The organism is uncultured Olsenella sp. (assembly GCF_959602185.1).
Lineage (GTDB): Bacteria > Actinomycetota > Coriobacteriia > Coriobacteriales > Atopobiaceae > Olsenella_I > Olsenella_I phocaeensis.
In genome coordinates, this window is record NZ_CAUGRZ010000011.1 from 40,116 (window position 1) to 66,265 (window position 26,150).

Genomic DNA, 26,150 nt, shown 5'->3' on the forward strand with positions numbered 1-26,150 from the left:
GCGGAGGCCCCTTCCGAGGCGGGGCGCCTGAGCCGCCGCGTCGCAGGCATGGAGCTGGGTGGCCTTCTGATGGTCGCTGCCGCACTGGTTGCCGCCATCGTCTCGGCGACGGTGCTGGCCGACCACTTCTCGAGTCCCGACGCCTGGACTTCGCAGATTGCCTCCCTCAATGCCCACGCCGAGACGGCGACCGGACTGGTCACGGTGGCCACGGCACTCTCGGCCGGCATCTCGCTCATCCCGGGGGACTTCGGTGCGCCCATCGCGGAGAAGCTCGTCGAGCTCAGCGTCGACCTGGGCATCGTCCTTGCTGCCATCTACCTTGAGAAGTACCTTCTCACCATCTTCAGCCTGGCAGCGTTCAGGCTGCTCATCCCACTGAGCTGCGCTCTCGCCGTCGCCGCCGTGGTCACGAGCGGACGCCTGCGCTGGGACCAGAACGCCGGGCTGCAGACGCTGTTCCGCAGCTTCGCTCTGCGTCTGGCCGTCTTTGCGGTCGCGGGATTCCTGGTGGTCCCGGCGAGCGTGATGGTGTCCGATGTCGTGCAGGCGACGTACAAGGCGGACGTCGAGTCGGTGACCGCGGCCGTGACGTCCGCGCCGGAGGAGTCTCCCATCGAGGAGCCCCAGGTGGAGGAGGCGGCCCCGGAGCCCGAGGCGAGCGAGCAGACCCAGGAGGACAGGAACGTCCTGGATAACTTCATAAGCTGGGTACAGGACCGGGCGAACGACGCGACCACCGTCGCGACCAACGTCGTGGATGCCGTCGGCAACGCCGTCCAAGCGGTGACGGATGGCGCGAAGTCGTTCATCGAGTCCGCGAAGAACGTCCTCAACCGCATGATTGAGGCCTTTGCCGTCATGGTGGTGACCTGCTGCGTGATTCCCATCGTCACGCTGCTGTTCTTCGTGTGGCTCGCCAACACCATCCTGGGCCTGGGCATCAACATGCCTGACGCCCGCGGCCTGCGCAGGCCCGGGCAGTCTGTCGCCTCCAAGCTGCTGAGCCGCAAGGGCTCTGCTGCGGGAGAGGGGGAGCTGGCCGCGCAGTAGGTGGCCGGGATCACCTGCGAGTTGGGAGTTGGCGCCGCGTGGCCGAGGGGCTGCGCGGCGCTTTCTTGTTCGCGTGCGTGCGTGCGGCGGGCACGGTCTTGGCTGCGAGCACGCTGTTGCGCACGCCCCTGGCGGCGAGCACGCTGTTACGCACATTGGCGGCCCTCATTAACTGGGCAAACGCGAGCTGCGTTGTGCGTTCGTGCGTGGTGGACGAAAAGCGCGTGCGCTCGCGCGTGCTCGTTGCTGCGGTATGTGCGCTGGCGCGTGCTAGGCATATGGCGGGCGAGAGATGCGGGCGCAATTCTGCGCGTCCAGGTCCCATGTGTCAGTTGTGTGACGCTTTTCTCGCCTTCTCACCATTTCCGGATTAGTTAGTTAGTCTAACTAACTAAATTTCACGCCATGTGGGGGGAGAGAGGCTGCCCGACATGGCCCAGACCTGGATCGGTGGTGGCTTGGTGGACGCGATTGACGAGCTCAGAGGCGGCGTCAAGACTGGCATGGCGCCCGCTGACGGCCCTGCGGCCGACGGTCGGACCACCTTTGACGTCGCCCCCGCCGCGGGCGCGATGGCCGACGGCCAGCCCGTCACCCCCACCCCCGACGCCAAGGCTGCCGAGCGCATCACCGTCGAGATCAGCGAGCTCCTCGTCTCCATCTACAACTCGGTCGACACGGTCGAGAGCAAGATGTTCAAGCGGGTCCGCGGCCTGGGCGTGACCATGAGCGAGGCGCGCATTATCCAGATCGTGGGGGACGAGACCTTCCACACCGACAGGCAGATAAGCGTGAGCCAGATCGCCACCGAGGCGATGGTCAGGATCCCCTCGATGACCGCGGGAGTCAACCGCCTGGTCGACCGTGGCTTCCTCATCAAGGAGCGCGACGAGAGCGACGGCCGACGCGTCAACGTGGCCCTCACCAGGAAGGGCGAGGAGGTCTACCGCCTCCACACGATCTTCCACATGCGCATGGCCGCCGCGATCATGGAGGGCATGTCCCTCGAGGACATGGGGAAGTTCCACGCGGGCATCGAGCGCCTCGCCGCCTTCTACAGGGCAGAGGAGGAGAAGTAGCATGGGCCTTCGCATCCTTGGGACGGGCAGCGCCCTTCCCGCCAGGCGCGTCACCAACGAGGAGCTGTCGGGCTTCCTCGACACCTCCGACGAGTGGATCAGCCAGCGCACGGGCATCCGCGCCCGCCGGGTGTGCACCACCGAGACCCTCGACGACCTGGCGACCCAGGCGTCGCGGCGCGCCCTGGAGTCCGCGGGCGTCGACGCGTCCGAGCTCGGCGCCGTCATCTGCACCACCACCTCCCCCGACCACGTGATGCCCGCCGAGGCGAGCGTCGTGCAGGGGAGCATCGGGGCCTCCTGCCCCTCGTTCGACCTCGCCGCGGCCTGCGCGGGGTTCGTCTTCGCCCTCGACGTGGCGGACGGCATCTTCGCGAGGGGCAGGGCGCGCCGCGTGCTCGTGGTCTCGGCGGAGAGGTGCACGCGCTACCTCGACTGGACCGACCGCGCCACCTGCGTGCTCTTCGGCGACGGTGCCGCGGCGGCGGTGCTCGGTGCGGAGGGGGAGGGGCTCCTCTCCCTCAGGCTGTCGACCCAGCCTGACACGGGCGCCCTGGACCTCCCCGGCATCCCGGGGAGCAGCCCCTTCGACAAGACCGTCCGCGGCCCGCAACTGCTCTCCATGCGCGGCCGCGAGATCTTCAAGTTCGGCGTCACTTCCATCGAGCGAGAGGTGCGCGCCCTCGCGGCAGACGCGGGCATGGAGGTGGCGGACATCGACCACTTCGTGTTTCACCAGGCCAACGGTCGCATCCTCGACTCGGCTGCGTCGCGCCTGGGCATCGACGCCTCGCGCGTCGTGCGGACGCTGGCCGAGACGGGCAACCTCTCCAGCGCCTGCATTCCCCACGCGCTCGACCACCTCGTGAGGTCGGGCGGCCTGACGGCAGGGCAGACCGTCGCGATCGTGGGCTTCGGGGCGGGGCTCTCCGTGGGCTCCTGCCTGATCAGATGGGAGGAGGGGGCCGCCGGGACGGGCCCGGCCCTTCCGCACGCGGCCGCCAAGGCACCACTGACGTGACCACCGAGAGGGACCACGAGCCGCCGTCGGGAGCGACGGCGGGCGACCCAGGGCATCACCGGGCGGAGGCTCGCCCGTGACCATAGGGGCCATCGCCCCGCAAGGACAAGGGAAGAACAGGTCAAGACGGACAGAAGGAGGGCCATCATGGCCAAGGAGACCACGTTCGAGCACATCTGCGACATTCTCCGCGAGCAGGACGGCATTACCGGCGAGCTCACGCCCGAGACGAGCTTCGAGGAGATCGGCCTCGACTCGCTCTCCATCGTGGAGGCGGTCATGGCCTGCGAGGGCGACTTCGACATCGAGATCGACGCCGAGGCCAACCCCAAGACGATCGGCGAGTTCGTCTCGCTGGTCGACGGCCTCGTCGCCCAGAAGGGCTAGCACCAGATGATCCGCACACCCATTTGCGACGTCGTCGGCATCGAGAAGCCCGTCTTCCAGGGTGGCATGGCCTGGATTGCCGATGCCTCCCTTGCCTCGGCCGTCTCGAACGCGGGCGGCCTGGGCGTCATCTCGGCGATGAATGCCGACGCGGAGTGGCTCCGCGGTCAGATCCGCGCCTGCCGCGAGCTCACGGACAGGCCGTTCGGCGTGAACATCATGCTCCAGAGCCCCTTCGTGGACGAGGTCGCCCAGGTGGTCGTCGACGAGCACGTCCCCGTCGTCATCACGGGGGCGGGCACGCCCAACAAGCACATGAAGTCGTGGGTGCCCGCCGGCATCAAGGTGATCCCCGTTGTCGCCTCCGTGGCGCTCGCGCGCCTCGTGGAGCGCGCCGGCGCCGTGGCCGTGGTCGCCGAGGGCGGCGAGTCGGGCGGCCACGTGGGAGACCTCACCACCATGACGCTGGTGCCGCAGGTGGTCGACGCAGTGGACGTCCCCGTGGTCGCCGCCGGCGGGATCGCCGACGGCAGGGGGGTGGCTGCGGCCCTCATGCTTGGCGCCGTGGGCGTCCAGGTGGGCACGCGCTTCCTCGTTGCCGACGAGTGCACGGTGAGCGAGGAGTACAAGGAGCGCATCCTCAAGGCCAACGACATCGCCACCATGGTGACGGGCCGCAGGGACGACGGCGCCGTCCGCTGCCTCAAGACGCCCTTCTCGCGCAGGTACGCGAAGCTCGAGAGGGAGGGCGCCTCCAAGGAGGAGCTCGCCGAACTGGGCCGCGGCTCCCTGCGCAAGGCCGCCGTGGACGGCAACTACGAGGAGGGCAGCTTCATGGCCGGCCAGTCCGCCGGCATGGTGACCAGGCGCCAGCCCGCGGCCGACATCGTCGACGACCTGCTCGAAGGCGCAGAGGAAGTGCTTCGGGGGGCGACGAGATGGGTAAGGTAGCCCTCCTCTTCGCGGGCCAGGGAGCCCAGCAACCCGGCATGGCCGACGGCCTCGTCACGCGCGAGCCCGCCGCCCAAGAGACCTTCGAGCTGCTCGAGGCCCGCATGCCCGGCCTGGGCAGGCTCTGCCGCGAGGGCTCCCGTGAGGAGCTCGCGCAGACGCGCAACACGCAGCCCGCCGTCTTCGCCTGCGACCTGGCGGCCGCCCGCGCGCTCGCCTCGCATGGCGTGCGGCCCGACGCCGTGGCGGGCTTCTCGCTCGGGGAGCTGTCCGCACTAGCGTTTGCGGGGGCCTTCTCGCCCGAGGACGCCTTCGACCTGGTGCTACGTCGCGCCGAGCTCATGGACTCCGCCTCGGGGAGGAATCCCGGGGGCATGAGGGCCGTGCTGAGGCTTCCGGCCAGGCGCGTGGAGGCCCTCGCCGCAAAGGCCGGCGACGCCTGGCCCGTCAACTACAACAGCGCGGAACAGACCGTGGTGGCGGGGACCGAGGAGGCCCTCGGGCGGCTTGACGCCCTGGTGCGCGAGGCGGGCGGGCGCTGCATGCGCCTGGCGGTCTCGGGCGCCTTCCACAGCCCGCTCATGGCACCCGCCTCCGACGGGCTGCGGGAGTGGCTGGCGCGCACGCTTCCCGTCCCCACGACCGTCCCCGTGTGGGCCAACGCCACGGCGCGGCCCTACCCCGACGACCCCGCCGCCATGGCTGAGCTTCTGGCGCGGCAGGCGTCGAGTCCCGTGCGCTGGCAGCAGACCGTGGAGGGTCTGGTGGGCCTCGGGGTCGACACCTTCGTCGAGGTCGGTCCGGGCAGCACGCTCACCAAGCTCGTGGGCAGGATCGCGCGGGGAGCCACCGCGCTCCCCTGCGAGACGCCCGACCAGCTCGACGCCGTGCTGGCGCATCTCGAGGGGAGAGAGTCATGAGCGACGCGATCGCAGGGACGTCCGCGGCCGGAGTGTCCACGGGACCAGCCGAGGCCCCCGTGCGCAGGGTGGCCCTCGTCACGGGCGGCTCGCGCGGGATCGGCAGGGCGACGTCGATCGCCCTCGCGAGGGACGGGTTCGACGTTGCCGTGGTCTACGCCGGAAACGACGAGGCGGCCTGCAAGACGGTGGGGGAGCTCGAGTCCCTGGGCGCCACGGCACGGAGCTACCGCTGCGACGTGGCCGACGGGGACGAGGCGACCGCCTGCGTGAGGCAGGTCCTGGCCGACTTCGGCTCCGTCTGGGCCCTCGTGAACAACGCGGGCGTCACCCGCGACGGCCTCCTGGCGCGCATGTCCGACGAGGACTTCGACGCGGTCCTCTCCGTGAACCTCAAGGGCGCCTTCCACATGACGCGCGCCCTCTGCCGCACCCTCATGCGCCAACGCGGGGGCCGCATCGTCAACGTGAGCTCCGTCGTGGGCGTCATGGGCAACGCGGGCCAGGCCAACTACGCCGCCTCGAAGGCGGGGCTCATCGGCCTCACCAAGTCCGTGGCGCGCGAGCTGGCGGGTCGCGGGGTCACCTGCAACGCCGTCGCCCCCGGCTTCGTCCGGACGGACATGACGGCGAAGCTGCCGGATGCGGTGAGGGAGAGGTACGAGGGGCAGATTCCCCTGGGCCACCTGTGCGAGCCGGAGGACGTGGCGGAGGCCATCGCCTTCCTCGCGAGCGACGCGGCGGCCTACGTCACCGGGGCCGTCCTGCCCGTCGACGGCGGAATGGGCATGTAGAGAATGGGGAGCGTGAGTTCGCACATGGAGCACAGGGTAGCCATCACCGGCCTGGGGGCCATCTCGCCCGTGGGCAACACCGCGGCCGAGACCTGGGACTCCCTCAGGGCGGGACGCGTGGGCATCGGTCCCATAAGCAAGTTCGATGCGAGCGGCAGCAAGGTCAAGGTCGCCGCGGAGGTCAAGAGCTTCGACGCCCGCGAGGCCTTCGGCGTGGCTGAGGCCCGCCGGAGCGACCCCTTCGTGCTCTATGCGCTCGTCGCGGCGGGCCAGGCCATGGCGGACTCCGGCCTCGACCGCGAGGGCGCCGTGGACCACGAGCGCCTGGGCGTCTACGTGGGCTCGGGCATCGGTGGGATCCAGACCACCGTGGCGAACGAGGACGTGCTGAGGGGCTCGGGCCCCGGCAGGGTCTCTCCCTTCCTGGTGCCGGCAATGATCGCCAACATGGCATCGGGGCAGGTGGCCATCAGGCACAGGTGCTACGGCCCCACGCTTCCCGTGGTGACGGCCTGCGCCACCTCGTCCCACGCCATCGGCGAGGCGTTCCGCGCCATCAGGCACGGCTACGCCGACGCCATCCTGGCCGGCGGCTCGGAGGCGGCCATCATGGAGCTCGCCGTGGCCGGCTTCGCCAACGCCAAGGCCCTCACGCGCAACCCCGACCCCGCGACCGCCTGCCGGCCCTTCGACCGCGGGCGCGACGGCTTCGTGATGGGGGAGGGAGCCGCGGTCCTCGTGCTCGAGGAGCTCGACCACGCCCTGGCCCGCGGGGCCCACGTCTACGCCGAGGTCATGGGCTACGGCAACACCTGCGACGCCTACCACATGACGAGCCCCGACCCGGAGGCCTCGGGCATCTCGCGCGCCATTGGGCAGGCGGCTGCGGAGGCGGGCCTGGACGCCGCCGAGGGCCTCTACGTCAACGCGCACGGCACCTCGACCAAGCTCAACGACCTCTCGGAGACGCGCGGACTCAAGGCCGCGCTCGGCGAGGGGGCGGCGCGTTCGGCCAAGGTGTCGTCGACCAAGTCGATGACGGGGCACATGCTGGGGGCCGCGGGGGCCATCGAGGCCCTGGCCTGCGCGAAGGCCCTGGAGGAGGGGGTCGTGCCGCCCACGATGGGGCTCACCGACCCCGACCCGGACTGCGACCTCGACTACACGCCGCTGATGGCCGCCGAGTTCCGGGCGCGCTGGGCGCTCTCCACCTCGCTCGGCTTCGGCGGACACAACGCGGCCCTGGTGCTGCGCTCCTTCGAGGGATAGGTGGTCGAGATGATCGATGCGAAGAGGGTCGACGACCTGGCTCGGGTGCTCAGGTCCAACGGACTCACGCGCCTGCGCCTCGAGGAGGCTGGTGAGGTCATAGAGCTCGAGTGCGCGCCCGTCGTCGCGGCGACGTCCGCCTCCGCGCCATTGCCGGCGGGCGTGGCGGGCGTGGCTGATGCCACGTTGCCGGGGGCACCCTCCGCCGCGGATGCGGTGGCCCTCTCGCCTGCGGACGAGGGCGCGATGGCGGCTACGATCCCGGGCGAGGACGGCCTGGACCCGGACCAGCGGCCGCTCGACCTCTCCAAGGTGGCCACGGTGACCGCCCCCATGGTGGGCGTGTTCTATGCCGCCCCCTCGCCCGGGGCGGAGCCATTCGTGCACGTGGGATCCAAGGTGCGCAAGGGCGACACGCTCTGTGTCATCGAGGCGATGAAGCTCATGAACGAGGTCGTGGCCGAGCGCGACGGCGAGGTCATCGACGTGTGCGTGGGCGACGGCGAGCTGGTGGAGTTCGGCTGCACGCTCATGAAGCTGTGCTAGGCGGCAGCTGACGCGGACGGCCGACGGGCCTGCGAGGGAGACGAGCCATGAACAGGGAAGAGATCAAGGGGCTGCTGCCCCATCGCGAGCCCATGCTGCTCCTGGACGACGCCGAGGTCGTCGGGGACGAGGCCGTGGGGCACGTGACGGTCACGGGCGACGAGTTCTTTGTGCGGGGGCACTTCCCCGGCGACCCCGTAGTGCCCGGCGTGATCCTGTGCGAGATGCTCGCGCAGAACTGCTGCGTCCTCCTGGGCGAGGCGATGTCGGGCGAGGGGAGGGTCCCCCTCTACACGAGCCTGGACAAGGTGCGCTTCAGGCACCCCGTGAGGCCGGGCGACACCGTGGAGCTGCGCTGCCGCATCACGCGCGAGCACGGGGCCTTCCACTTCGCCCACGGCGAGGCGCTCGTGGGGGACATGCCCTGCTGCAGCGCGGACATGTCGTTCGCCCTGGTGCCAGCCGCCGACGTGGCCGACGGGGGGCGCTAGGTGTTCGAGAAGATCCTCGTCGCCAACCGTGGCGAGGTCGCCGTCCGCGTGATACGCGCCTGCAAGGAGATGGGCGTGAAGACCGTCGCCGTCTACTCCACGGCCGACGCCGGCGCCTTCCACGCCCAGATTGCCGACGAGGCCTACTGCATAGGCGGGCCGCGCCCGCAGGAGAGCTACCTCAACGCCGATGCCATTCTCACCGTCGCCCTGGAGAGCGGGGCCACGGCCATCCATCCCGGCTACGGCTTCCTCTCGGAGTCCGCCCCCTTCGCGCGCGAGTGCCGCGACTGCGGCATCGTGTTCGTCGGTCCCTCTCCCGAGGTGATCGAGCGCATGGGCGACAAGGACGAGGCCCGCCGGACGGCGCGCGCGGCGGGGGTGCCCGTGGTGGAGGGCTCGGACCTCCTGCGCGACGAGGCGGATGCGCAGGAGCAAGCCCGCCGCATAGGCTTCCCGCTCCTGGTCAAGGCACGTGCCGGTGGCGGCGGCAGGGGCATCCGCAAGGTGACGGGCCCCGAGGGCGTCGCTTCGGCCTTCCTGGCCGCGAGCTCCGAGGCCCAGGCGGCCTTCGGCGACGGCGGCTGCTACATGGAGCGCTTCATCCATCCCGCCCACCACGTGGAGGTCCAGGTCCTGGCGGACGCGCGGGGCAACGTGGTCTCGCTGGGCGAGCGCGAGTGCTCGGTGCAGCGCCACAACCAGAAGCTCCTGGAGGAGAGCCCCAGCCCCTCGGTCACGCCCGAGGTCCGCGAGCGCATGCACGCCGCCGCGCGCGACCTCGCCCGGGCCGTGGGCTACGTGGGTGTGGGCACCATCGAGTACCTCTGCTCCGACGACGGCACCTTCGCCTTCATGGAGATGAATACCCGCCTGCAGGTGGAGCATCCCGTGACCGAGATGGTCACGGGAGTCGACCTGGTGAAGTGGCAGCTGCGCGTGGCGTCCGGGGTGGAGCTGCCCTTCTCCCAGGACGACGTCCGCGTGGACGGCCACGCCATCGAGTGCCGCATCAACGCCGAGACCCCCGAGTTCCTCCCCTCGTGCGGCACGGTGTCCATGCTGCACGTCCCGGGCGGCCCCTGGGTCCGCTTCGACACGGCCCTCTTCCAGGGGGCGTCCGTGCCTCCCTACTACGACTCGATGCTGGGCAAGCTCGTCATCTCGTCCCCCTCGCGCGAGGAGGCCATACGCAAGATGCGCTCCGCCCTGGGCGAGCTGGTGATCGAGGGGGTGGCGGAGAACTCCGAGCTGCAGCTCGACATACTCTCGAACCCCGAGTTCGTCTCGGGCGTCTACCACACCGACCTCATGGAGCACCTCTATGGCGACGAATAGGAAGAAGACCAAGAGCGTGAACGTGCTCGAGGGGGCCGTGACCGAGGTTCCCGTCGAGCTGCCGTCGCGCCACGTGTTCGTGAAGTGCCCCAACTGCCGTCGCGTGACGGACGCCGACATCCTGGCCGACAACCTGGACGTGTGCCCGCGCTGCGGCCATCCCATGCGGCTGAGGGCCCGCCGCCGCCTCGCGATGACGGTGGACGCGGGGAGCTTCGAGGAGATGGACGCCGAGCTCAGGGTGAGGGACTTCCTCCGCTTCCCGGGATACGAGGAGAAGCTCCGCAGCGCCCGCCTGCGCACGGGCGAGAACGACGCCGTCCTCACCGGTGTGGCCTCCATCGGCGGCTGCCCCACCGGCGTCTTCGTGATGGACGGCGAGTTCATGATGGGTTCCATGGGCGCCGTGGTGGGCGAGAAGCTCTGCCGCCTCTTCGAGAGGGCCCTCGAGCTGCGCATCCCCGTGGTAGGCTTCACCGTGTCGGGTGGGGCGCGCATGCAGGAGGGGACCACGTCGCTCGTGCAGATGGCCAAGGTCTCCGCCGCGGTGCGCAGGCACTCCGAGGCGGGGCTGCTCTACGTGGTGGTGCTGACGGACCCGACCTCGGGCGGCGTCACGGCGAGCTTCGCGATGGAGGGCGACGTCACCCTGGCCGAGCCTGGGGCGCTCGTTGCCTTCGCCGGGCCGCGTGTGGTGGAGCAGACCACCCACAAGCGCCTGCCCGCGGGGTTCCAGCGCTCCGAGTTCCTCCTGGAGCACGGCTTCGTGGACCGCATCGTGGAGCGCAGGGACGTCCCCTCGATGCTGGGCAGGCTGCTGGCCCTGCACGAGGGCGGCGCCTACCGTGCGCCCGACGGGGCCGACGTGCCCGAGGTCCGCGCCGCGGCCGACGTGCTGGGGGAGCCTTCCGGCGCCGCGGGGACGGGGAAGGACGGCGCCGGCGCCTCGGGCGTCGCGCTGTCGGCTGGCGGGGACGGGGGCGGTGCGGTTCGCGAGGCCGCGCGGGACCAGGAGGGCAAACGCGTGCGTCTCTCCACCGAAGGCGTCGGTGCGGCTCGCGAGGGCTCGCGAGGCCAGGAGGGCACGCCTCTCTCGCCTGATGTCGGACGGGAAGGCGGGGCGCCGGCCAAGGGCTCACCATCGGCCACGCCCGCTCCCTCGGCGTACGAGCTGCTCTCGCGCGTGCGCGGCGGCGAGCGCGGGACGGTCCTCCCCCTGATGGAGCAGGTCTTCGACGGCTTCCTCGAGCTGCACGGGGATCGGCTCTTCGGCGACGACGCGGCCATCGTGGGCGGCATCGCGCTGCTGGGGAACCGGCCCGTGACGGTGATAGGCACCGAGCGCGGCCGCGACACCAAGGAACGCGTCGCGCGCAACTTCGGCTCGGCCAACCCCGAGGGCTATCGCAAGGCCCAGCGCCTCATGCGCGAGGCCGAGAAGTTCGGCCGTCCCGTGGTATGCCTCGTCGACACCTCGGGCGCCTACTGCGGGGTCGGCGCGGAGGAGCGCGGCCAGGGCGAGGCCATCGCCTCGAGTCTGGTGGAGATGGGCGGGCTCAGGGTGCCCGTCGTCTCGGTCATCGTGGGCGAGGGCGGTTCTGGTGGGGCGCTCGCCCTGGCCGCAGGCGACCGGACGCTCATGCTCTCGGGCGCCGTGTACTCGGTCGTGAGCCCGGAGGGCGCTGCGTCCATCCTCTGGAAGGACACGTCGCGCGCTGCGGAGGCGGCGGAGGCCCTGCGCGTCACGGCGCGCGACCTCGTCGAGCTGGGAATCGTGGATGACGTGGTGGACGACGCGGGCCTGGGTGGCGAGGGGTTCGCCCGGTCCCTCTCCGCGCGGCTCGCCGAGGAGGTCGACGCCCTGGCTGGTCTGGGCGTGGACGAGCTGCTCGAGCGCCGCTACGACCGCTTCCGCCGCATGGGAGGAGACGCGCTATGCCAGGAATAGCTATCGTCACGGACTCCACCTGCTGCCTCACGCGCCAGGAGGCGCGCGAGCTGGGGTGCACCGTGCTGCCCATGACCTACGTCGCGCGCGGCGAGCGCCGGCCGGAGCTGCCCCAAGGTGAGAACGGCGACTACGAGGCGATCCTGCGCGAGGACCCCTTCGTGGGGACCGAGTCGGTCTACCAGCGCGACTTCGCGCGGGCCTTCGAGCGGTTGCTCGACTCGGACCGGGACGTGCTGTGCGTGACGATGTCGGCGAGGCTGTCTGGCGCGCACCGCGCCGCCCGCGAGGCGGTTGCGGCCCTTGACCGGGAGCGGACCGGCGTCGGCGGGCGCGTGCAGGTCGTTGACTCGTGGGCCACGGCCTCGGGGCTCGAGCTCGTCGTGCGTCAGGCCCGGGCCCTCGCGGACGCGGGCCTCTCGCTCACGGAGGTCGCGGACGGCGTGCGCGAGTTCCGCGGACGCGTGGGCATACGCTTTGCCGTCCCGGACATGAGGCCCCTGCGCCGCAGCGGCCGGCTCGGGGCGACGCGGCGCTCCGTGGCGGGGATGCTGGGGCGCTACCCGGTCTTCTGCCTGCGTGAGGGCGCCATCGAGACGGTCGAGGTCGTCCGCGGGGGGATCTCTGCCGCGCGCGAGCTCGTGGGGCCCGTTCCCGCGGACGTGGGGACGGTCATCGTGTCCCACTTCGGGCATGCCGACGAGCTGGCGCGCTTCGCCCTCGTCGAGCTGCGTCGCCGTCGCCCCAAGGCGAGGGTGCTCGTGAAGGACGGTGGGCCCGTGCTCACGTCGAGGCTGGGGGTCGGGTCGCTGGCCCTAGGCTGGGTCGACGCGTCGGGTGGCGGTTCTGGTGTGGCGGGTGGCGAGGCGACGGGTGGCGCCGACGTGGCCAGTGGCGCCGACGTGGCGGCAGACGGTTTCGGTGCGGGCGGGGCGGATGGCCTTGGCGGCCGCTGAGGACACCTCTGCCGAGACGGTCGTCAACGCCGACGGAGGACTTGGCCGCGACGCGGGACGTGACGCAGGTCGTGATGACCTCCCCCTCTCCCGACAGGCCTGCGACGAGCTGGTGCATGTCGCCACCTGCGGGTCGACCAACGATCTTGCGCGGAGGCTCTATCCCAGCCTGGGGAGCCTGCCCGTGTCAGCGGGTTTTGGAGACGCTGCGGACGGGCGGCGCGGTCGTCCCTGGCGAGGAGTAGGCCGCGTTCCCGTCTGCCTCGTGGTCGCCGACGAGCAGACCCAGGGTAGAGGCAGACTTGGCCGCTCGTGGCAGAGTGGCGTGGGCGATTCGCTCACGGCATCCTTCGTGCTCGCGCTCCCCGCCTCCCTCATGCGGGGCTCGGACTCGGGACTGCTTACCCTTGCCGCTGGCCTTGCCGTGCTCGACGCCCTGCGCGACGTGGTCGTCGGTGCGGGTGGCCTCGGTGTCGCGGGTGATCTCGGTGTTGCGGGTGGCCTTGGTGTCGCGGGCAATGCCGGTGGCGCAGCGCACGCTGTCGATGGTGCCGGAACCGCGGTCGCCGCTAGCCCTGCCCAGCTGCTCGGACTCAAGTGGCCCAATGACGTCTACCTGGCCGGACGCAAGCTTGCCGGCATCCTCTCGGAGGTGGCGTTCTCGGATGCGGATGACGTGGGGGTGGTCGTCGGCGTCGGGGCCAACCTCCTCGTCGCGGCCGACCGGCTGCCTACGCCCCTCTCCACGTCGCTTCAGCTGCACTTCGACGGGCTGCCGCCCTTCGCCGAGCTGCGCGACCGCCTGTGTGCCGGCATCGCGCGTGGCCTGCGCCGGCAGATGGGCGCGCTCGCGTTTGGCGGCGAGACAGCGCGGGACGAGCTCGTCTCTCGCGTGAACGTGGAGAACGTCCTTCGCGGGCATCCCGTCACGGTCGACCTCGCCGCCGGTCATAGGGTGGAGGGCGTCGCGGGGGACGTGCGCGCGGACGGATCGCTCGAGGTCCTTCCGGCGGATGGCAACGGCTCCTCCGGCGACGGCTCGTGGCCGGTTCGCGTGACTGCCGGCGACGTGCTTCTCCGCCGTGCACCCCTGATGCCGCACACGCGGTAGCGCACGATCGGGCGCCGAGCACGCTGTCGCGCACATGCGTATGCACCGAGCACGCTGCCGCGCACATCCCTGACATCAAGCACGCAGTTGCGCACAACGGTCCCTCTCGCCATCTGGGGAAACGCGGAGCCCGCTGTGCGTTCGTGCGTGCTGGACGAGAAGCGTGTGCGCATGTGCGTGCGAGGCGAGAAAGGCGTGCGCTCGCGCGTGCGGGATGGGCGTGCAAGGTGAGAGTCGCATGCGGTCTGGGCGCATCGGGCGAGAACGGCGTGCGCTCGCGCGTGCTCGACGCAGCGCCCGCCTCGGAATAGCCACCGGCCACGATGTCAGCCGCGCTCGCCGCCGGCCGCCGCACGCCGCCTGCGCCAGCTAGTCGTTCTCGTCCAGCCACTCCCGCAGCATCGCCAGGTAGCGCGGCGTGTCCTCGACGAAGCACGCGTGCCGGCAGCCCTCGAAGAGCTCCCAACGCGCCCCGGGAATGCCGTCCGCGAGCTGCTTGGCGACCAGCGGGGAGCAGAGGTCCTGGGTCCCGCTCACCACCAGTGCGGGGCAGCGCACCTCTTTCAGGCGTCCCGCGTACTCGAAGCCGGCGAGCGTGCCACTCGGCATGAGCTCGTTGTCTCCCCACGCCGCGAGGTAGGACTCGCGGCCGGTGCGCTTGGGCCTCCTCAGGCACTCCGGGCTCGACTCGTCCGGCTCTCCGGCGCAGAAGAGCTCCAGGTAGCGGGCCTCGGCGGCGCGGAACTCCGGCGTGTCGAAGCGCCCGCTCCTCTCCGTCTCCTCCATGGTCCTGCGCTCGTCCGCGCCCAGGTAGCGAAGCCGCCGGTGTCCCTCGCTGCCCCAGAGGCTCGCCGATGCCAGCGTGCTGCTGAGCACCACCGACCTCACGCCCACGCCCCCGCGGTCCAGGAGGTGCATGAGCGCCAGCATCCCGCCCCATGACTGCCCCAGGAGGTGGATGCGCTCCAGCCCAAGCCCCGCGCGCAGGGCGTCGAACTCGTCCAGCCAGGTGTCCGCGCGCCAGAGCTCGTCATGTCCCGCCAGCCCGTCGTCCCACGAGAGACCGCAGCCCAGCTGGTCGTACATGACCAGCCTCCTGCCGTCGAGGTCGGCCAGGCCGTCCAGCACCTCGAAGTAGTTGTGCGTCGACCCCGGTCCGCCGTGCAGGAGCACGAGCGGCGCACGGCCGGGCAGCTCCTCGTCTGGCTCGACGACGCGCCAATGGGTCTGGTGGCCCAAGAAGGGCAGGTATCCTTCGCTGATGTGCATCTTGCCGGCCTTCTGTCGCAGCTGTGTTGGTGGCCTCTCTCCCCCAGCCTATACTCAGGGAGAAACCAAGGGGAGAGCGACCCCGCGTCCGGGGCCGTCGCTCCCGCCCAAGAGGAGGAACCATGGACCAGAACGGCTTCTTCGTCAAGTCCGATCGCGTCGTGCTGGCGGGCGGCGTCGTGGCTTCGGGCTACCTGCCCGTGGCGGACGGCGCGTTCAGGCCTGTAGTGCAGGAGCTGCCCGAGGGGGCAGAGGTCCTGGACTGCACGGGCAAGTGGGTGACGCCGGGCTTCGTGGACACGCACATCCACGGCTTTTTGGGACACGACGTGATGGACTGCGACCCCGAAGGCATCAACGCCGCGAGCGTCGAGCTCGCGCGCCACGGCACGACCTCGTGGACGCCCACCACGCTGACCCAGCCTGCCGAGCAGATCGGCGAGGCCTGCGCGAGCGTCTGGCAGGCAGACCAGCTGCGCGGCGACGACTTTGTGGGCGCACGCATCGAGGGCATATTCCTGGAGGGCCCCTTCTTCACCGCCGAGCACGCTGGCGCGCAGAATCCCGCGCACATGAGCGACCCCTCCGTGGAGCAGGTCTGCGCCTGGCAGGACGAGGCGCACGGCCTCATCTGCAGGGCCTCGCTCGCACCGGAGCGCCCGGGCAGCGCCGAGTTCTGTGCCGAGATGTCGCTGATGGGCGTCGCGACCGCGCTCGGCCACTCCAATGCCAGCTACGAGGAGGGCGTCGCCGCCGTGGGATCGGGCGCGACCTCCTTCGTGCACACGTACAACGCCATGACCGGCCTGGGCCACCGCGCGCCCGGTCTGGTGGGAGCGGCAATGACCACGAGCGAGACCTACGCCGAGCTCATCTGCGACGGCATCCACGTGCAGGCGCCCGCGGCCCGCGCGATGGTTAACGCAAAGGGCTGGCAGCACGTGGCGCTGGTGTCGGACTGCCTGCGTTGCGGTGGCATGCCGGACGGGGACTACGAGCTGGGTGACTTCCCGATTCGCCTGCAGGATGGCGTGGCGCACCTGGTGGATGAGGATGGCGGCATGGGCAACATCGCCGGCTCCGTGCTCACGCTGGCACGCGCGGTCAAGAACGTCGTCGACTGGGGTGCGGCCACGGCCGAGCAGGCCATCCGCATGGCGAGCGAGATTCCCGCGCGCATGTCGGGCGTCGACGACTGCTGCGGCGTGATCCAGGCGGGCCGTGCGGCCGACTTCAACGTCATGGGTGCCGACCTCGAGCTCGAGGCCACCTACGTGGGTGGCGTGCCGGTGAGGTAGGGAGGCCGCGAGACCCCGGCCGATGCCAGCGTAGCAAGAAGGACTCGGGGCCTTGGCCGGCGCAAATGCAACTGCAGTAAGAAGGCCGCGACTCGCTTCCCTGGGGAGACGGGCCGCGGCCTTCGCCGTGCTGGAACCGGAGCCACTTGTGCCTAGTCCCTGAGCGAGCCCTCCTTGAGGAAACTCCCGTCCTCGAGCTCGCGGAACGCGTCCATGAGCTCCTCGCGGGTGCTCATCACGATGGGTCCGCCCCAGGCCACGGGCTCGTCGAGCCTCTTGGAGCTCATGAGCAGGACCTGCGCCCGTTCGTCCTTGCCCTCGATCACGACGCGGTCGCCGCCCTCCAGACGCACGGCCGTCTTGGGGCCCACGGGCAGTCCGCCGACGCGCGCGGAGCCCTCCAGGGTGAAGGCCAGCACGGAGCGGTCCTCGTCCACGTCGATCGCCACGGTCCTGCCGGGCTCCACGCCCAGGTCGTAGTAGTCGAGGGGAAGGTGCTCGCCCTGGTAGCCCGTGTGCGTCCTGCCGTCGGCGTCGACGTAGCGGCCCGCGAGCAGGCGCAGGTCCCCGCCCTCGATCTTGATCTCCTCGATGTCCGAGCTCCGGATGGCATGGTAGCGGGGGCTTGCCATCTTCTCCGCCGCGGGCATGTTGAGCCACAGCTGCACGCCCAGGAGCCGCTTCGCGGGAGGGATGGTCTCCTCGTGCATCACGCCGGAGCCCGCGCACATCCACTGCACGCCGCCGTCGCTCACCGTGTCCTCGTAGCCCATGCTGTCGCGGTGGTGCATGCCGCCTTGGCGGACGTAGGTGATGGTCTCGATGCCGCGGTGCGGGTGGAAGGGAAAGCCGGCCGTGTAGTCGTCGGGGTCGGTGCTGTCAAACGAGTCGAGCATCAGGAAGGGGTCGAAGGCGTCGGCGGTCTGGTTGCCCAGCACGCGGACGAGGCTGACCCCTCCGCCGTCGATAGTCCTGAATCCCTTCACCACGTTGGTCGCGTGCCTGTCCATGTCTGCCTCCTTCGGCTTGCGGCGCCGACTTGGTCCGCGTCCCCCGTTGGGTGGCGGAGCGTCCGACGCCGCGCGTTTTGCGTTGCCGCTTGTATACCGTCCGGACGGGCGGCCTAGACCGACGTCTCTTCCTCTGTGACGATTATATAGTGCGCTATTAAATAGCGCACTATATAATAACGAGGCGGACCTAGGATGCGATGCGCAAGCAGGGGAGAGGGGCGCAGGCGACCCAGCCGCAACGCCCCGCCACAGAGAGGAAACGACCATGGCAGTCAACAAGGACGCGGCGAGGAAGATCCTGGAGCTGGTTCCCGAGGAGTACATCAAGCGCATCCCCGTCTTCGTGCGTGCTCACGCGACGGGCAAGACCGTCGAGAAGATAGCCGCCGAGCACCCCGACCTCTTTGCGATCGCGGAGCAGGAGGGTCCCCTTACCGGCGAGGCGAAGGAGCAGCTCAGTGCCATCGTGAACGGCATATTCGAGCAGAAGATGGCCAAGCACAACCTGTAGGCCCGGACCTGGCTGCATCGATCCCGCTGCGCGGCCGCCCGCCCGTCGTCGAGCCCCGCCCGGATGTGACGAAAGCGTGTGGATGCGACAGATGTCCCGGCCGCTGCTCCATCGTCCTTCTCGCTTTCTAAAATGAAATCCGAATCCAAATGTCGGATTCGCAAGGGGAGACGAGCGATGCCGCCAGCGTGCGGTGAGGCGAGACCCGCAAGGCGACGGGGTCGGACGGCGACGGGAGGCGAGAGCGGATGCCAGCGGTCAGGCACGGCTACAACACCAGGCAGAGGCAGGCGGTCTTCGACTTCCTCTCGCGCCACGCCGACCACTACCTCAGCGTGGACGACGTCTTCGGGAGCCTGCGCGAGGAGGGCTCCAAGGTGGGCCGCACCACCGCCTACCGCACGCTCGAGGCGCTCGCGCGCGACGGCGCCGTTGCCAAGGTCGTCTCGCCGGGTGGGGGAGAGTCGCGCTATCGCCTGATCGACCCCGAGCGTCCCGACGAGGGCCAGCTGGTGTGCCTGGGCTGCGGCAAGGTGCTCGCCCTGGACTGCCACATGCTGGACGACCTGCACGAGCACGTGCGCAACGACCACGGCTTCGCGATCGAGTTCTCGCGCACCGTGCTCTATGGCTACTGCGACGACTGCCAGGCGGCCCATCCCGGTGCCTCGCCCGCCGACGCCGACGCGGCTCCCGCGGGGGAGAGCGGCTTCCATGCCTAGCCCGTCCTCGCCGCTGTGCGTCGGCCGTCCTGACGTCCCTGCGCGCGCCCGCGCAGTCCACGGCGGCCGTCCGCGCGGTCCTCTCGCCCTCGCGCTCTGCCTCGTGCTCGCCCTGCAGCTGGGCCTCTCGGCCCTGTGGCTCGCGCGCGAGTCTCACCACGAGTGCCAGGGCGAGGGCTGCCCCATCTGCCGCACCATGGCCCAGGTGGCGCGCGTCGCCGGCAGGGGAGCGCTGCCGGCCGGCCCCGCGCCGCGACCCGTGGGGCTACCCGCTCCCGCGAGCGTCCTCGCGATCGTGGCGTGCTGCGTCACTCTCGCCCGAAAGACGCCCATCGACCTGGGGGTCCGCCTCGACATCTGAGCCCCGTGCCAGATCGAGCCCAAGAAGCGGAGACGAACCACAGGAGGAACAAGCATGAACAAGTCCATCAGCAAGAGCTTCGGTCCCATCGTGTCCCGTCGCGGGCTGCTCGCTGCCGCCGCGATCGGCGCCGGCACGCTGCTCGTCGCCTGCTCGAAGCCTGCGGGCCAGGACGGCGCCGCCGCAACGACCGCGACCGACTCCGGCAAGCTCAAGGTCGTCGCGAGCTTCTACGCCATGTACGACTTCGCGCAGAAGATCGCCGGCGACCGCGCCGAGGTCAGCTGCCTCGTGCCCGCCGGCACCGAGCCCCACGACTGGGAGCCCTCCACCGCCGACCTGCGCAGCCTCGAGGAGGCTGACGTGCTGGTGTACAACGGAGCCGGCATGGAGCACTGGGTGGACGACACCCTGAAGAGCCTCTCGAACTCCAAGCTGGTCACGGTCGAGGCCAGCAAGGACGTCGACCTGCTCGAGCTCAGCGCCGAGGCGCTCGAGGAGGAGAAGGCCGAGCACGCTGAGCACGGCGAGGACCCGAGCGAGGTCTCGACCACCGACCCGCACTGCTGGCTCTCGCCCACCAACGCCGCGATTCAAATGCGCGCCATCGCGGACGGCCTGATCTCTGCCGACCCCGACGGCAAGGACGCCTACGAGGCCAACTACGACAAGTGGTCGGCCGAGGCCGCCAAGCTCGACGGCGAGTTCTCGCAGGCGATCGAGAAGCTGCCCAAGCGCGACATCGTGGTGAGCCACGAGGCCTTCGGCTACCTCTGCCACCAGTACGGCCTCAACCAGATGGCCATCGAGGGCATCGAGGCCGACGCCGAGCCAGACGCCCAGACCATGGCCAAGATCGTCGAGTTCGTGAAGCAGCACGACGTGAAGTACATCTTCAGCGAGGAGCTGGTGAGCCCCAAGGTGGCGCAGGCCATCGCCGAGGCCTCCGGCGCCCAGGTGGAGGAGCTCAACCCGCTCGAGGGGCTCTCCGACGAGGAGCTGGCTGCGGGCGCGGACTACTTCTCGACCATGCGCAAGAACCTCGAGGCGCTTAAGAAGGCGCTGGCCTGATGAGTGCGGGCTCGAGGCCGGTCACGCTGCAGGACGTCCGCTTCTCGTACCGGGGCACCGAGGTGCTGCGGGGGGTCGACCTCGAGCTCGACGACGGGCAGATCTGTGCCCTCGTGGGGGACAACGGTGCGGGCAAGTCCACGATCGCGCGCCTGGTCGTGGGCGAGCTCGCGCTGGACTCCGGTTCGGTGCGGCTCTTCGGCCAGAGCCCGGCGCGCTTCCGCGACTGGGGGCTGGTGGGCTACGTGCCGCAGCTCCCCCCGGAGGCAATCTCGCGCTTCCCGGCCAGTGTGCTCGAGCTGGTGGACGCGAGTCAGTACTCGCTGGGACGTCGCGCGAGCGGACGCGAGCGGCGTGCCCGGAGCGAGGAGGCGCTGGCCCGCGTGGGCCTCGCCGCCTACGGGAGGCGGATCATCCGCGAGCTCTCTGGCGGGCAGCTCCAGCGCGTGAGGCTGGCCTGCGCCCTGGTGGGGGACCCGCGTCTGCTGGTGCTGGACGAGCCCACCAACGGCCTGGACAGGGAGAGTCGCAGCATCTTCTACCAGCTAGTGGCGGACGCCCACGACGAGAGGGGCCTCGCGGTCCTGCTCGTGACCCACGACCTGGCCCCGCTCGGCGAGCTGGGCTGCCGCGTGGTGGAGATCGCCGACGGCGTGGCCCGCGAGGTGGGTCCCGCGGCTGGTGCGCCGTGCGCGGCGGCTCCGGCGGACGGTGGCGCGTCCCCGGTTGGTGGTGGCGCTGCGGCTTCGGTTGGCAGTGCGGCGGCCCCGGCGGACGGTGGCACGGCGGCCCCGGCGGCTGGTGGCACGGCCAAGACTGACTCACGGGGGGCGTAGCTTGTTCGCTTACGTATTCATGCAGCGCGGCCTGGTGGTGGGCGTGCTCCTGGGCGTCGTGATTCCCCTGGTGGGGGTCACGGTCGTCCTGAAGCGCCTCTCGATGATCGGCGACGCGCTCTCGCACACCTCGCTTGCCGGCGTGGCCGCGGGCCTGGTCGGCGGCCTCAGCCCGGTGGGCGGCGCCATTCTCGCCTGCCTGACGGGAGCCCTCTGCATCGAGGGGATTCGCCGGCGCTTTCGCGACCAGTCCGAGCTCGCCGTGGCCGTGGTCATGGCGGCCGGAATCGGCCTCGCCGGTGTGCTCTCGGGCTTCGTGCCCAACGCCTCGAGCTTCAACAGCTTCATGTTTGGCAGCATCCTCACCGTGAGCGCGGAGGAGACCGCGACCATCGCCGTCATCAGCGCGCTGGCCGTGCTCGTCTGCCTGCTCATGCGCCGGGAGCTCTTCCTGATGTCCTTCGACGAGCGCCACGCGCGCGCCGTGGGGGTGCCCGTCTCGGCCGCGAACTTCGCCTTCGTGATCGTGGTCGCGCTGGTCGTGGCCGTGGCGTCGAGGACGGTCGGCTCGCTGATCGTCTCGTCGATGATGGTGGTGCCCGTGGCCTGCGCGCTGCAGCTCGCCCGGAGCTGGAGGCAGACCTGCGTCATCTCCAGCGTGGTGGGCGTCGTGACCACGGTGGGCGGGCTGGTCGTCTCGTACTACTTCGGGCTCAAGCCGGGCGGCACCATCGTGCTCATGGCGGTGGCCCTGCTGCTGGTCATCCTCGCCGCGAAGAAGCTCGCCTCCCTGCTGCGCTAGGCCCGCTTCCTGCCGCGCTGGGCCCGGGGTTGGACGGGGTCGTGGTCGTACGATCACGGAGTCGGGCGGGGCTTGGGGTCATACGGGGCTGGAGTCGACAGCATTTCTCACAAAATGCTGTCGTTTTTCTCTGCCAACAGGCCAAACGCAAAATTTGACAGCAAATCTCACAGAATGCTGTTTCTTGCCATGGCCGTCTTGGCAGCCGACGCTCCGGGCGGAATTGTGGCCGACTGGTCAAGGCGCACATCACTGGCAGCTAGCTGCACGCGCAGTATTTTTGCCCTCGCTACAATCCGTCCATGGACATTGTCTTCTCGCATAGGACCTCACTCGCGCTCATCCGCGCATGGCGCCGGAGCCATCCGGCACACGACCGTCCGCGGCCGTGTCCCTTCCCCCTGAAGCGGGGTGCTGGAGAACGGATCAAGAGGCAGGACCTCATGTCCCGGCTGCGCGTCCTTGGCATTGACGGAGAGGCCTACCTGGCAAAGTGGGGCAAGCTCGACTGCCTCTGCCATCCCGATACAAGGCGTTCGAGCAATGCGTTCCTCAAGGGGAAGGCATACGCGGGCGAGCCCGAGTTCCCTGCATTCTTGTGTTTGGGAGAAGGAGTCTACGCCTGCAGTGCCGCCCTCACGCTCATGCAGCTCTCTTCCTCGCTCGAGCTTGGCCTGCTGTCAAGCGTCGCATCCGAGCTGGAGGGGACGTTCGCGTGCGACCCGGTCGACCCCGTCAGGGGGGAGGTGGCTTTTGGGCTTGCCCCCTTCGCGGAGACGGACGAGCTGCTTTGGGAGCTCGCTCGGCTTCCTTCCTCCAGTGCCACGTCACGCGTGGGGCGTGCCCTGGGGCTTTCGGGTCCGAACGCCTGGTCGCCCCTCGAGGCCGTGCTTGCGACGCTCCTTGCGCTTCCCGGCGGGGAGGGCGGCTACGACCTGGGTCCCATCATGCTCAACAGACGCGTGCAGGCTGGGGCTGGCTTGCCCATGACTCGCACGTCGAGGGTTCCCGACATCGAGTTCAGGCAGGCACCCGTCTGCTTGAATTATGACGGGGAGGGACACCTTGACCTGCGTGGCCTAGAATCGGCGGCAATGGACCTCGGATCCCGTCCCGGAGACGCCGGTCTGGATCGCAGCCTTCGGTCCCTCAGGCTGCAGCTGAGGCGGAAGTACGTGGATGACCGGCGCCGCGAGAGGGATCTGGCTGCGAGCGGCCGGGCGACCCTCGTGGTGACCAAGGAGGACCTGCTCGAGCGCGGGGCCATGAACCTGCTTGCGCAGCAGCTGATAATCTTGCTGGAGAGGTCGACCCGCCAGAGCCTCATGCTGCCGCGGCGAGCCCTTGCGGACGAAGGGTTGCGGGCAAGGCGAGAGAAGCTTCTCTCTACGCTGCTGTTCGAGCATCCGTAGGGGCAAGGTGGCGCTGCCGGGGGTAATGATGCCATCCCCGGGGAGGCCGACAGCATTTTGTGAGAATTGCTGTCTTCGATTCCCACCAACAGGCCAAACGTGAAAATCGACAGCATTTCGTGAGATTTGCTGTCTTTGCTTGCCTTCGACGACGGGCGACGCGCCCCTTGCTCCCCGCGGGCTCAGCCCAGCGTGCGCAGGAAGAAGTCGCGGGCGTTGGAGAAGAAGACCTTCTCGCATAGCTCGTCGCCAAAGCGGGCGGCCATGCGCTCGTGGAAGGCCGGAAGCCTCTGGCAGCCGTCAAGCCAATCCGGCACCTCCGAGCCGTCGTAGTCGCTGCCCAGGGCGATGACGTTCTCCCCACCCAGGTCGAGGAAGTGCTCCACGTGCGCGGCAAGCTCGTCGAAGCTCACCTCGGACGTGGGGCGGCCTGCGACCATCGCACCGTCTGCCGCCGCGCGCTCGGTGACGAAGGCGCGGAAGTAGTTGAGGCCCACAAGGCCCCCGCGTTCCACGATCGCGCGGAACTGGTCATCGGTCAGGTTGCGGGGGTGCCCACAGACGGCGCGGCTGTTGGAGTGTGACGCCACGAACGGGGCGTCAGAACACGCGAGCAGGTCGGCGAAGCCCTCGTCGTTGAGGTGGCTCACGTCCACGACCATCCCCAGCTCCCCCATGCGCCGAACCGCCCGGCGGCCAAGCGCGCTCAGGCCGTCGCAGGTCTCGTGCCCGCTGGCCAGGGCATTCCTGCCGTTCCAGCAGAGGGTGACCATGCGCACCCCGTCCTCGTGCAGCCGCTCGAGGTAGCCGAGCTCCCCTTCCATGGGGGAGGCGCCCTCGAGGGTCAGGAAGGCTGCCACGCGCCCGGAGGCGACGGCGGCGTCTGCCTCGCCCATGCTGCGCGCCTGCGCCACGAGGTCCGCGTGCAGTTGGACCTGCTCTTCGAAGTAGTCCCGGGCCTGCTCGTAGGCGGCACGAGGCGAGAAGGGCGTCCCCTCCAGGACCTCGGGCACCCAGATGGCGAAGCACTGGCACCAGCCGTCGTCCGCGACCTGGCGCATGCGGCCGAGGTCCAGGGCGAGGCGATTGTGCGCCAGGTCGTCCGCGTCGTTGGGGCCGAGGACGCTGCCGATGGCGTCCACGTCGCGCAGGGCGAGGGCGTCGATGGTGTCGCAGTGCAGGTCGAACACGCGCATGGCTGCCTCCAGGGGCACGGGAAGGGATCGGGAGAGAGCCGCGTCAGTCCGTCGTCGTGGGTCGGCCTGGCGCGTGGGCCAGGCGCCTATCACGCGAGCAGCCAGCGCTCGAGCTCGTCGAAGCCGTGGGCGACGAAGTCGGCGCCGGCCTCCTCGGGATGCGGGTGGCTCCAGGCGACGATGCACGATGCGAAGCCGGCGGCACGCGCGGCCTGGACGTCGCTGGGCTGGTCGCCCACGTAGGCGCAGCGTGCGGGGTCCGCCCCGGCGAGCCGGGCAAAGCGCAGCAGGGGATCCGGCGCGGGCTTGTGGCGCTCGGTGGCGTCGGCGAGGACCACCTGGCCCATCAGATCGTCCAGGTGAAACTTGTCAAAGAAGCGTTCGTACTCGTCTCTCTCGCGGGAGGTGACGGCGCCCAGGCCCAGCCCGTGGCCGCGCAGGTCGCGCAGGAGCTCGCGAGCGCCGGGGAAGTACTCCGTCTCGTCGGCGAAGGCGGCGTAGTCGTCGTTCCAGCGCCGGACGAACTCGTCGGGGTCGACGTCCAGCCCCAGGTGCCCGAGCGCGTCCACGGTCGTGATGCCAAAGGCGACGCGGAAGTCGTCGAGCGGCAGGTCGAGCCCATAGCCATGGGCCGTGCGCTGCCAGGTCCTGAGCAAAGGCGGGTCGGTGTCGATGAGGGTGCCGTCCAGGTCGAAGGCGACGTGGGTGAATCTCATGGGAGCTCCGTTCGTTTCGGCGCGGGCAGGCCCCTCGCAACGTAGGCAGGCCCCTCTCAGCGCGGGCGGGCCCCTCGCAGCGCGGGCAGGCCCCTCGCAGCGCGGGAAAGCCTCCGCAACTATACTCGTGGACGAACCGCGCGTTCGCGGACGGACCGCATGCGATGACGGAAGTCACCCGTGCGCCACACGAGCCGTCCGCCCATCACGCGAATCGAGGAAGCCCAGAGGCAGGGGAGAAGGCCCATGGCCACCGACGTGCGACTCATTCTGACCGACATCGACGGCACGATCCTGCCCTACGGACAGAAGGTCGTGGGACGACGCACGCTCGCCGCCTTCCACCGCGCGCTGGACGCGGGCCTGCGCATCGGGCCCGCCAGCGGCCGAGGCCACCAGTGGATCGCCCCCCTGCTCGGCGGGGACGAGGCCTGCTGCGCCACGGCCCTGGCCTCCAATGGCATGCAGGTCTACCTGGACGGGGAGCTCGTGCATGAGGAGCTCCTGACGCAGGGGGCGCTCCGTCGGCTGGCGAAGGCCGTGGCGGGCATCGGCGGGGCGGGGGCGGTGGTCTTCGACGACGCCACGCCGCTGCTGGTCCAGGGCTCGCTCGACGACCTCGAGGCCTGCTTTCCCTCGTACGCCGCGCGCTGCCGCGTGGTGGACGACGTCCCGGTGGCCTCCGCGGTCAAGGCGAACGTCTTCCTCGACGGAGACCTCGCCGCCATGCACGAGCTTGCGGACCGCCTGGCCTCCGAGCTGCCCGAGCTCGCCTTCGACGTGCCGCAGCCGGGCTGGATCAACGTGATGACGGCGGGCTGGGGCAAGGGCCCGGCCATCGACGTGCTCTGCGAGCGGCTGGGGATCGGCCTCGACCAGGTCGCGGTGTTCGGCGACGGGGGCAACGACGTGAGCATGCTCGAGCACGTGCCGCTCTCGTTCGCGGTTGAGGGCGCGGCGCCGGAGGCGAAGGCAGCGGCGAGCCGGCAGCTGGGCCGCGTGGAGGACGAGGCGGTGGCCGGCGCCGTCGACGCCCTCGTCAGGGGAGAGATGCCTCGCTAGGCCTTGTTAGGCCTCGC

At 70.2% G+C, this 26,150-nt stretch carries 27 protein-coding genes; 23 read left to right on the forward strand and 4 right to left on the reverse strand.

What is annotated here, in order from left to right; translation table 11 throughout:
* The first annotated feature begins 69 nt into the window (after positions 1-69).
* The 14 genes from Q5923_RS08095 to Q5923_RS08160 all read left to right on the forward strand — a co-directional run bounded on the left by Q5923_RS08095 (position 70) and on the right by Q5923_RS08160 (position 13,864).
* Positions 70-1,053: a hypothetical protein gene (locus Q5923_RS08095; RefSeq protein WP_303133361.1), complete on the forward strand. Its 984-nt coding sequence runs from the start codon at positions 70-72 to the stop codon at positions 1,051-1,053.
* 431 nt (positions 1,054-1,484) lie between these two features.
* Positions 1,485-2,132, forward strand: a complete 648-nt coding sequence (locus Q5923_RS08100) for a MarR family winged helix-turn-helix transcriptional regulator (RefSeq protein WP_303133363.1) — start codon at positions 1,485-1,487, stop codon at positions 2,130-2,132.
* A gap of 1 nt (position 2,133) precedes the next feature.
* Positions 2,134-3,153, forward strand: coding sequence for a beta-ketoacyl-ACP synthase III (locus Q5923_RS08105; RefSeq protein ID WP_303133365.1), 1,020 nt, complete (start codon positions 2,134-2,136; stop codon positions 3,151-3,153).
* Between the two features lie 147 nt (positions 3,154-3,300).
* Positions 3,301-3,540 (forward strand): acyl carrier protein, encoded by a 240-nt coding sequence (locus Q5923_RS08110; protein WP_009278871.1) that lies wholly within the window; start codon positions 3,301-3,303, stop codon positions 3,538-3,540.
* A 6-nt stretch (positions 3,541-3,546) separates the two neighbouring features.
* Positions 3,547-4,491 carry a nitronate monooxygenase gene (locus Q5923_RS08115; RefSeq protein WP_303133366.1) on the forward strand — a complete coding sequence of 315 codons (945 nt, stop codon included), beginning with the start codon at positions 3,547-3,549 and terminating at the stop codon, positions 4,489-4,491.
* Entirely contained in the window at positions 4,479-5,411 is a 933-nt protein-coding gene (locus Q5923_RS08120) for an ACP S-malonyltransferase (RefSeq protein WP_303133367.1), read from the forward strand. Before Q5923_RS08115 ends, Q5923_RS08120 begins: the two co-directional genes overlap by 13 nt.
* Positions 5,412-5,470: 59 nt before the next feature.
* Positions 5,471-6,205 carry a 3-oxoacyl-[acyl-carrier-protein] reductase gene (fabG, locus tag Q5923_RS08125; RefSeq protein WP_368501958.1) on the forward strand — a complete coding sequence of 245 codons (735 nt, stop codon included), beginning with the start codon at positions 5,471-5,473 and terminating at the stop codon, positions 6,203-6,205.
* A 24-nt stretch (positions 6,206-6,229) separates the two neighbouring features.
* Entirely contained in the window at positions 6,230-7,474 is a 1,245-nt protein-coding gene (gene fabF / locus Q5923_RS08130) for a beta-ketoacyl-ACP synthase II (RefSeq protein WP_303133371.1), read from the forward strand.
* Positions 7,475-7,483: 9 nt separating this feature from the next.
* Entirely contained in the window at positions 7,484-8,020 is a 537-nt protein-coding gene (locus tag Q5923_RS08135; protein ID WP_303133373.1) for a biotin/lipoyl-containing protein, read from the forward strand.
* Between the two features lie 47 nt (positions 8,021-8,067).
* Positions 8,068-8,511: a 3-hydroxyacyl-ACP dehydratase FabZ family protein gene (locus Q5923_RS08140; protein ID WP_303133374.1), complete on the forward strand. Its 444-nt coding sequence runs from the start codon at positions 8,068-8,070 to the stop codon at positions 8,509-8,511.
* Complete coding sequence (locus tag Q5923_RS08145) at positions 8,512-9,849, forward strand: acetyl/propionyl/methylcrotonyl-CoA carboxylase subunit alpha (RefSeq protein WP_303133375.1); 1,338 nt, start codon at positions 8,512-8,514, stop codon at positions 9,847-9,849.
* Positions 9,836-11,797 (forward strand): acetyl-CoA carboxylase, carboxyltransferase subunit beta, encoded by a 1,962-nt coding sequence (gene accD / locus Q5923_RS08150; protein WP_303133377.1) that lies wholly within the window; start codon positions 9,836-9,838, stop codon positions 11,795-11,797. The genes Q5923_RS08145 and accD overlap by 14 nt, the downstream gene beginning before the upstream one ends.
* Positions 11,785-12,753, forward strand: a complete 969-nt coding sequence (locus Q5923_RS08155; protein ID WP_303133378.1) for a DegV family protein — start codon at positions 11,785-11,787, stop codon at positions 12,751-12,753. The genes accD and Q5923_RS08155 overlap by 13 nt, the downstream gene beginning before the upstream one ends.
* Positions 12,740-13,864 carry a biotin--[acetyl-CoA-carboxylase] ligase gene (locus Q5923_RS08160; protein WP_303133380.1) on the forward strand — a complete coding sequence of 375 codons (1,125 nt, stop codon included), beginning with the start codon at positions 12,740-12,742 and terminating at the stop codon, positions 13,862-13,864. Before Q5923_RS08155 ends, Q5923_RS08160 begins: the two co-directional genes overlap by 14 nt.
* A 369-nt stretch (positions 13,865-14,233) precedes the next feature.
* On the opposite strand, the gene Q5923_RS08165 is transcribed toward Q5923_RS08160, so the two are convergent.
* Positions 14,234-15,133 (reverse strand): proline iminopeptidase-family hydrolase, encoded by a 900-nt coding sequence (locus tag Q5923_RS08165; protein ID WP_303133381.1) that lies wholly within the window; start codon positions 15,131-15,133, stop codon positions 14,234-14,236.
* A 122-nt stretch (positions 15,134-15,255) separates the two neighbouring features.
* Here Q5923_RS08165 and nagA point away from each other — a divergent pair, with 122 nt between their 5' ends.
* On the forward strand, positions 15,256-16,431 hold the full coding sequence (gene nagA, locus Q5923_RS08170; RefSeq protein WP_303133383.1) for an N-acetylglucosamine-6-phosphate deacetylase: 1,176 nt from the start codon (positions 15,256-15,258) through the stop codon (positions 16,429-16,431).
* A gap of 152 nt (positions 16,432-16,583) precedes the next feature.
* Here the strand turns inward: nagA and Q5923_RS08175 are convergent, their stop codons facing one another.
* On the reverse strand, positions 16,584-17,441 hold the full coding sequence (locus Q5923_RS08175; protein ID WP_303133385.1) for a pirin family protein: 858 nt from the start codon (positions 17,439-17,441) through the stop codon (positions 16,584-16,586).
* Positions 17,442-17,709: 268 nt separating this feature from the next.
* Here Q5923_RS08175 and Q5923_RS08180 point away from each other — a divergent pair, with 268 nt between their 5' ends.
* The 7 genes from Q5923_RS08180 (at position 17,710) to Q5923_RS08210 (ending at position 23,159) form a co-directional block, all read left to right on the forward strand.
* On the forward strand, positions 17,710-17,955 hold the full coding sequence (locus tag Q5923_RS08180; RefSeq protein WP_303133387.1) for a hypothetical protein: 246 nt from the start codon (positions 17,710-17,712) through the stop codon (positions 17,953-17,955).
* A 248-nt stretch (positions 17,956-18,203) separates the two neighbouring features.
* On the forward strand, positions 18,204-18,677 hold the full coding sequence (locus Q5923_RS08185) for a Fur family transcriptional regulator (protein WP_009278886.1): 474 nt from the start codon (positions 18,204-18,206) through the stop codon (positions 18,675-18,677).
* Positions 18,670-19,038, forward strand: a complete 369-nt coding sequence (locus tag Q5923_RS08190; protein ID WP_009278887.1) for a hypothetical protein — start codon at positions 18,670-18,672, stop codon at positions 19,036-19,038. The genes Q5923_RS08185 and Q5923_RS08190 overlap by 8 nt, the downstream gene beginning before the upstream one ends.
* 54 nt (positions 19,039-19,092) lie before the next feature.
* Positions 19,093-20,109, forward strand: coding sequence for a metal ABC transporter substrate-binding protein (locus tag Q5923_RS08195; protein WP_303133389.1), 1,017 nt, complete (start codon positions 19,093-19,095; stop codon positions 20,107-20,109).
* Positions 20,109-20,945, forward strand: coding sequence for a metal ABC transporter ATP-binding protein (locus Q5923_RS08200; protein ID WP_303133391.1), 837 nt, complete (start codon positions 20,109-20,111; stop codon positions 20,943-20,945). Before Q5923_RS08195 ends, Q5923_RS08200 begins: the two co-directional genes overlap by 1 nt.
* A 1-nt stretch (position 20,946) precedes the next feature.
* On the forward strand, positions 20,947-21,747 hold the full coding sequence (locus Q5923_RS08205; protein WP_303133393.1) for a metal ABC transporter permease: 801 nt from the start codon (positions 20,947-20,949) through the stop codon (positions 21,745-21,747).
* A 443-nt stretch (positions 21,748-22,190) separates the two neighbouring features.
* Positions 22,191-23,159 carry a hypothetical protein gene (locus tag Q5923_RS08210; protein ID WP_303133394.1) on the forward strand — a complete coding sequence of 323 codons (969 nt, stop codon included), beginning with the start codon at positions 22,191-22,193 and terminating at the stop codon, positions 23,157-23,159.
* A gap of 182 nt (positions 23,160-23,341) precedes the next feature.
* Here Q5923_RS08210 and Q5923_RS08215 read toward each other — a convergent pair whose 3' ends face one another.
* Together Q5923_RS08215 and Q5923_RS08220 are read right to left on the reverse strand one after the other, a co-directional pair.
* On the reverse strand, positions 23,342-24,355 hold the full coding sequence (locus tag Q5923_RS08215) for a dipeptidase (protein ID WP_303133395.1): 1,014 nt from the start codon (positions 24,353-24,355) through the stop codon (positions 23,342-23,344).
* A gap of 89 nt (positions 24,356-24,444) precedes the next feature.
* On the reverse strand, positions 24,445-25,071 hold the full coding sequence (locus Q5923_RS08220; protein WP_303133397.1) for an HAD family hydrolase: 627 nt from the start codon (positions 25,069-25,071) through the stop codon (positions 24,445-24,447).
* A gap of 246 nt (positions 25,072-25,317) precedes the next feature.
* On the opposite strand from Q5923_RS08220, the gene Q5923_RS08225 reads away from it, so the two are divergent.
* Entirely contained in the window at positions 25,318-26,133 is an 816-nt protein-coding gene (locus tag Q5923_RS08225; protein WP_303133398.1) for an HAD family hydrolase, read from the forward strand.
* Positions 26,134-26,150 lie beyond the last annotated feature (17 nt).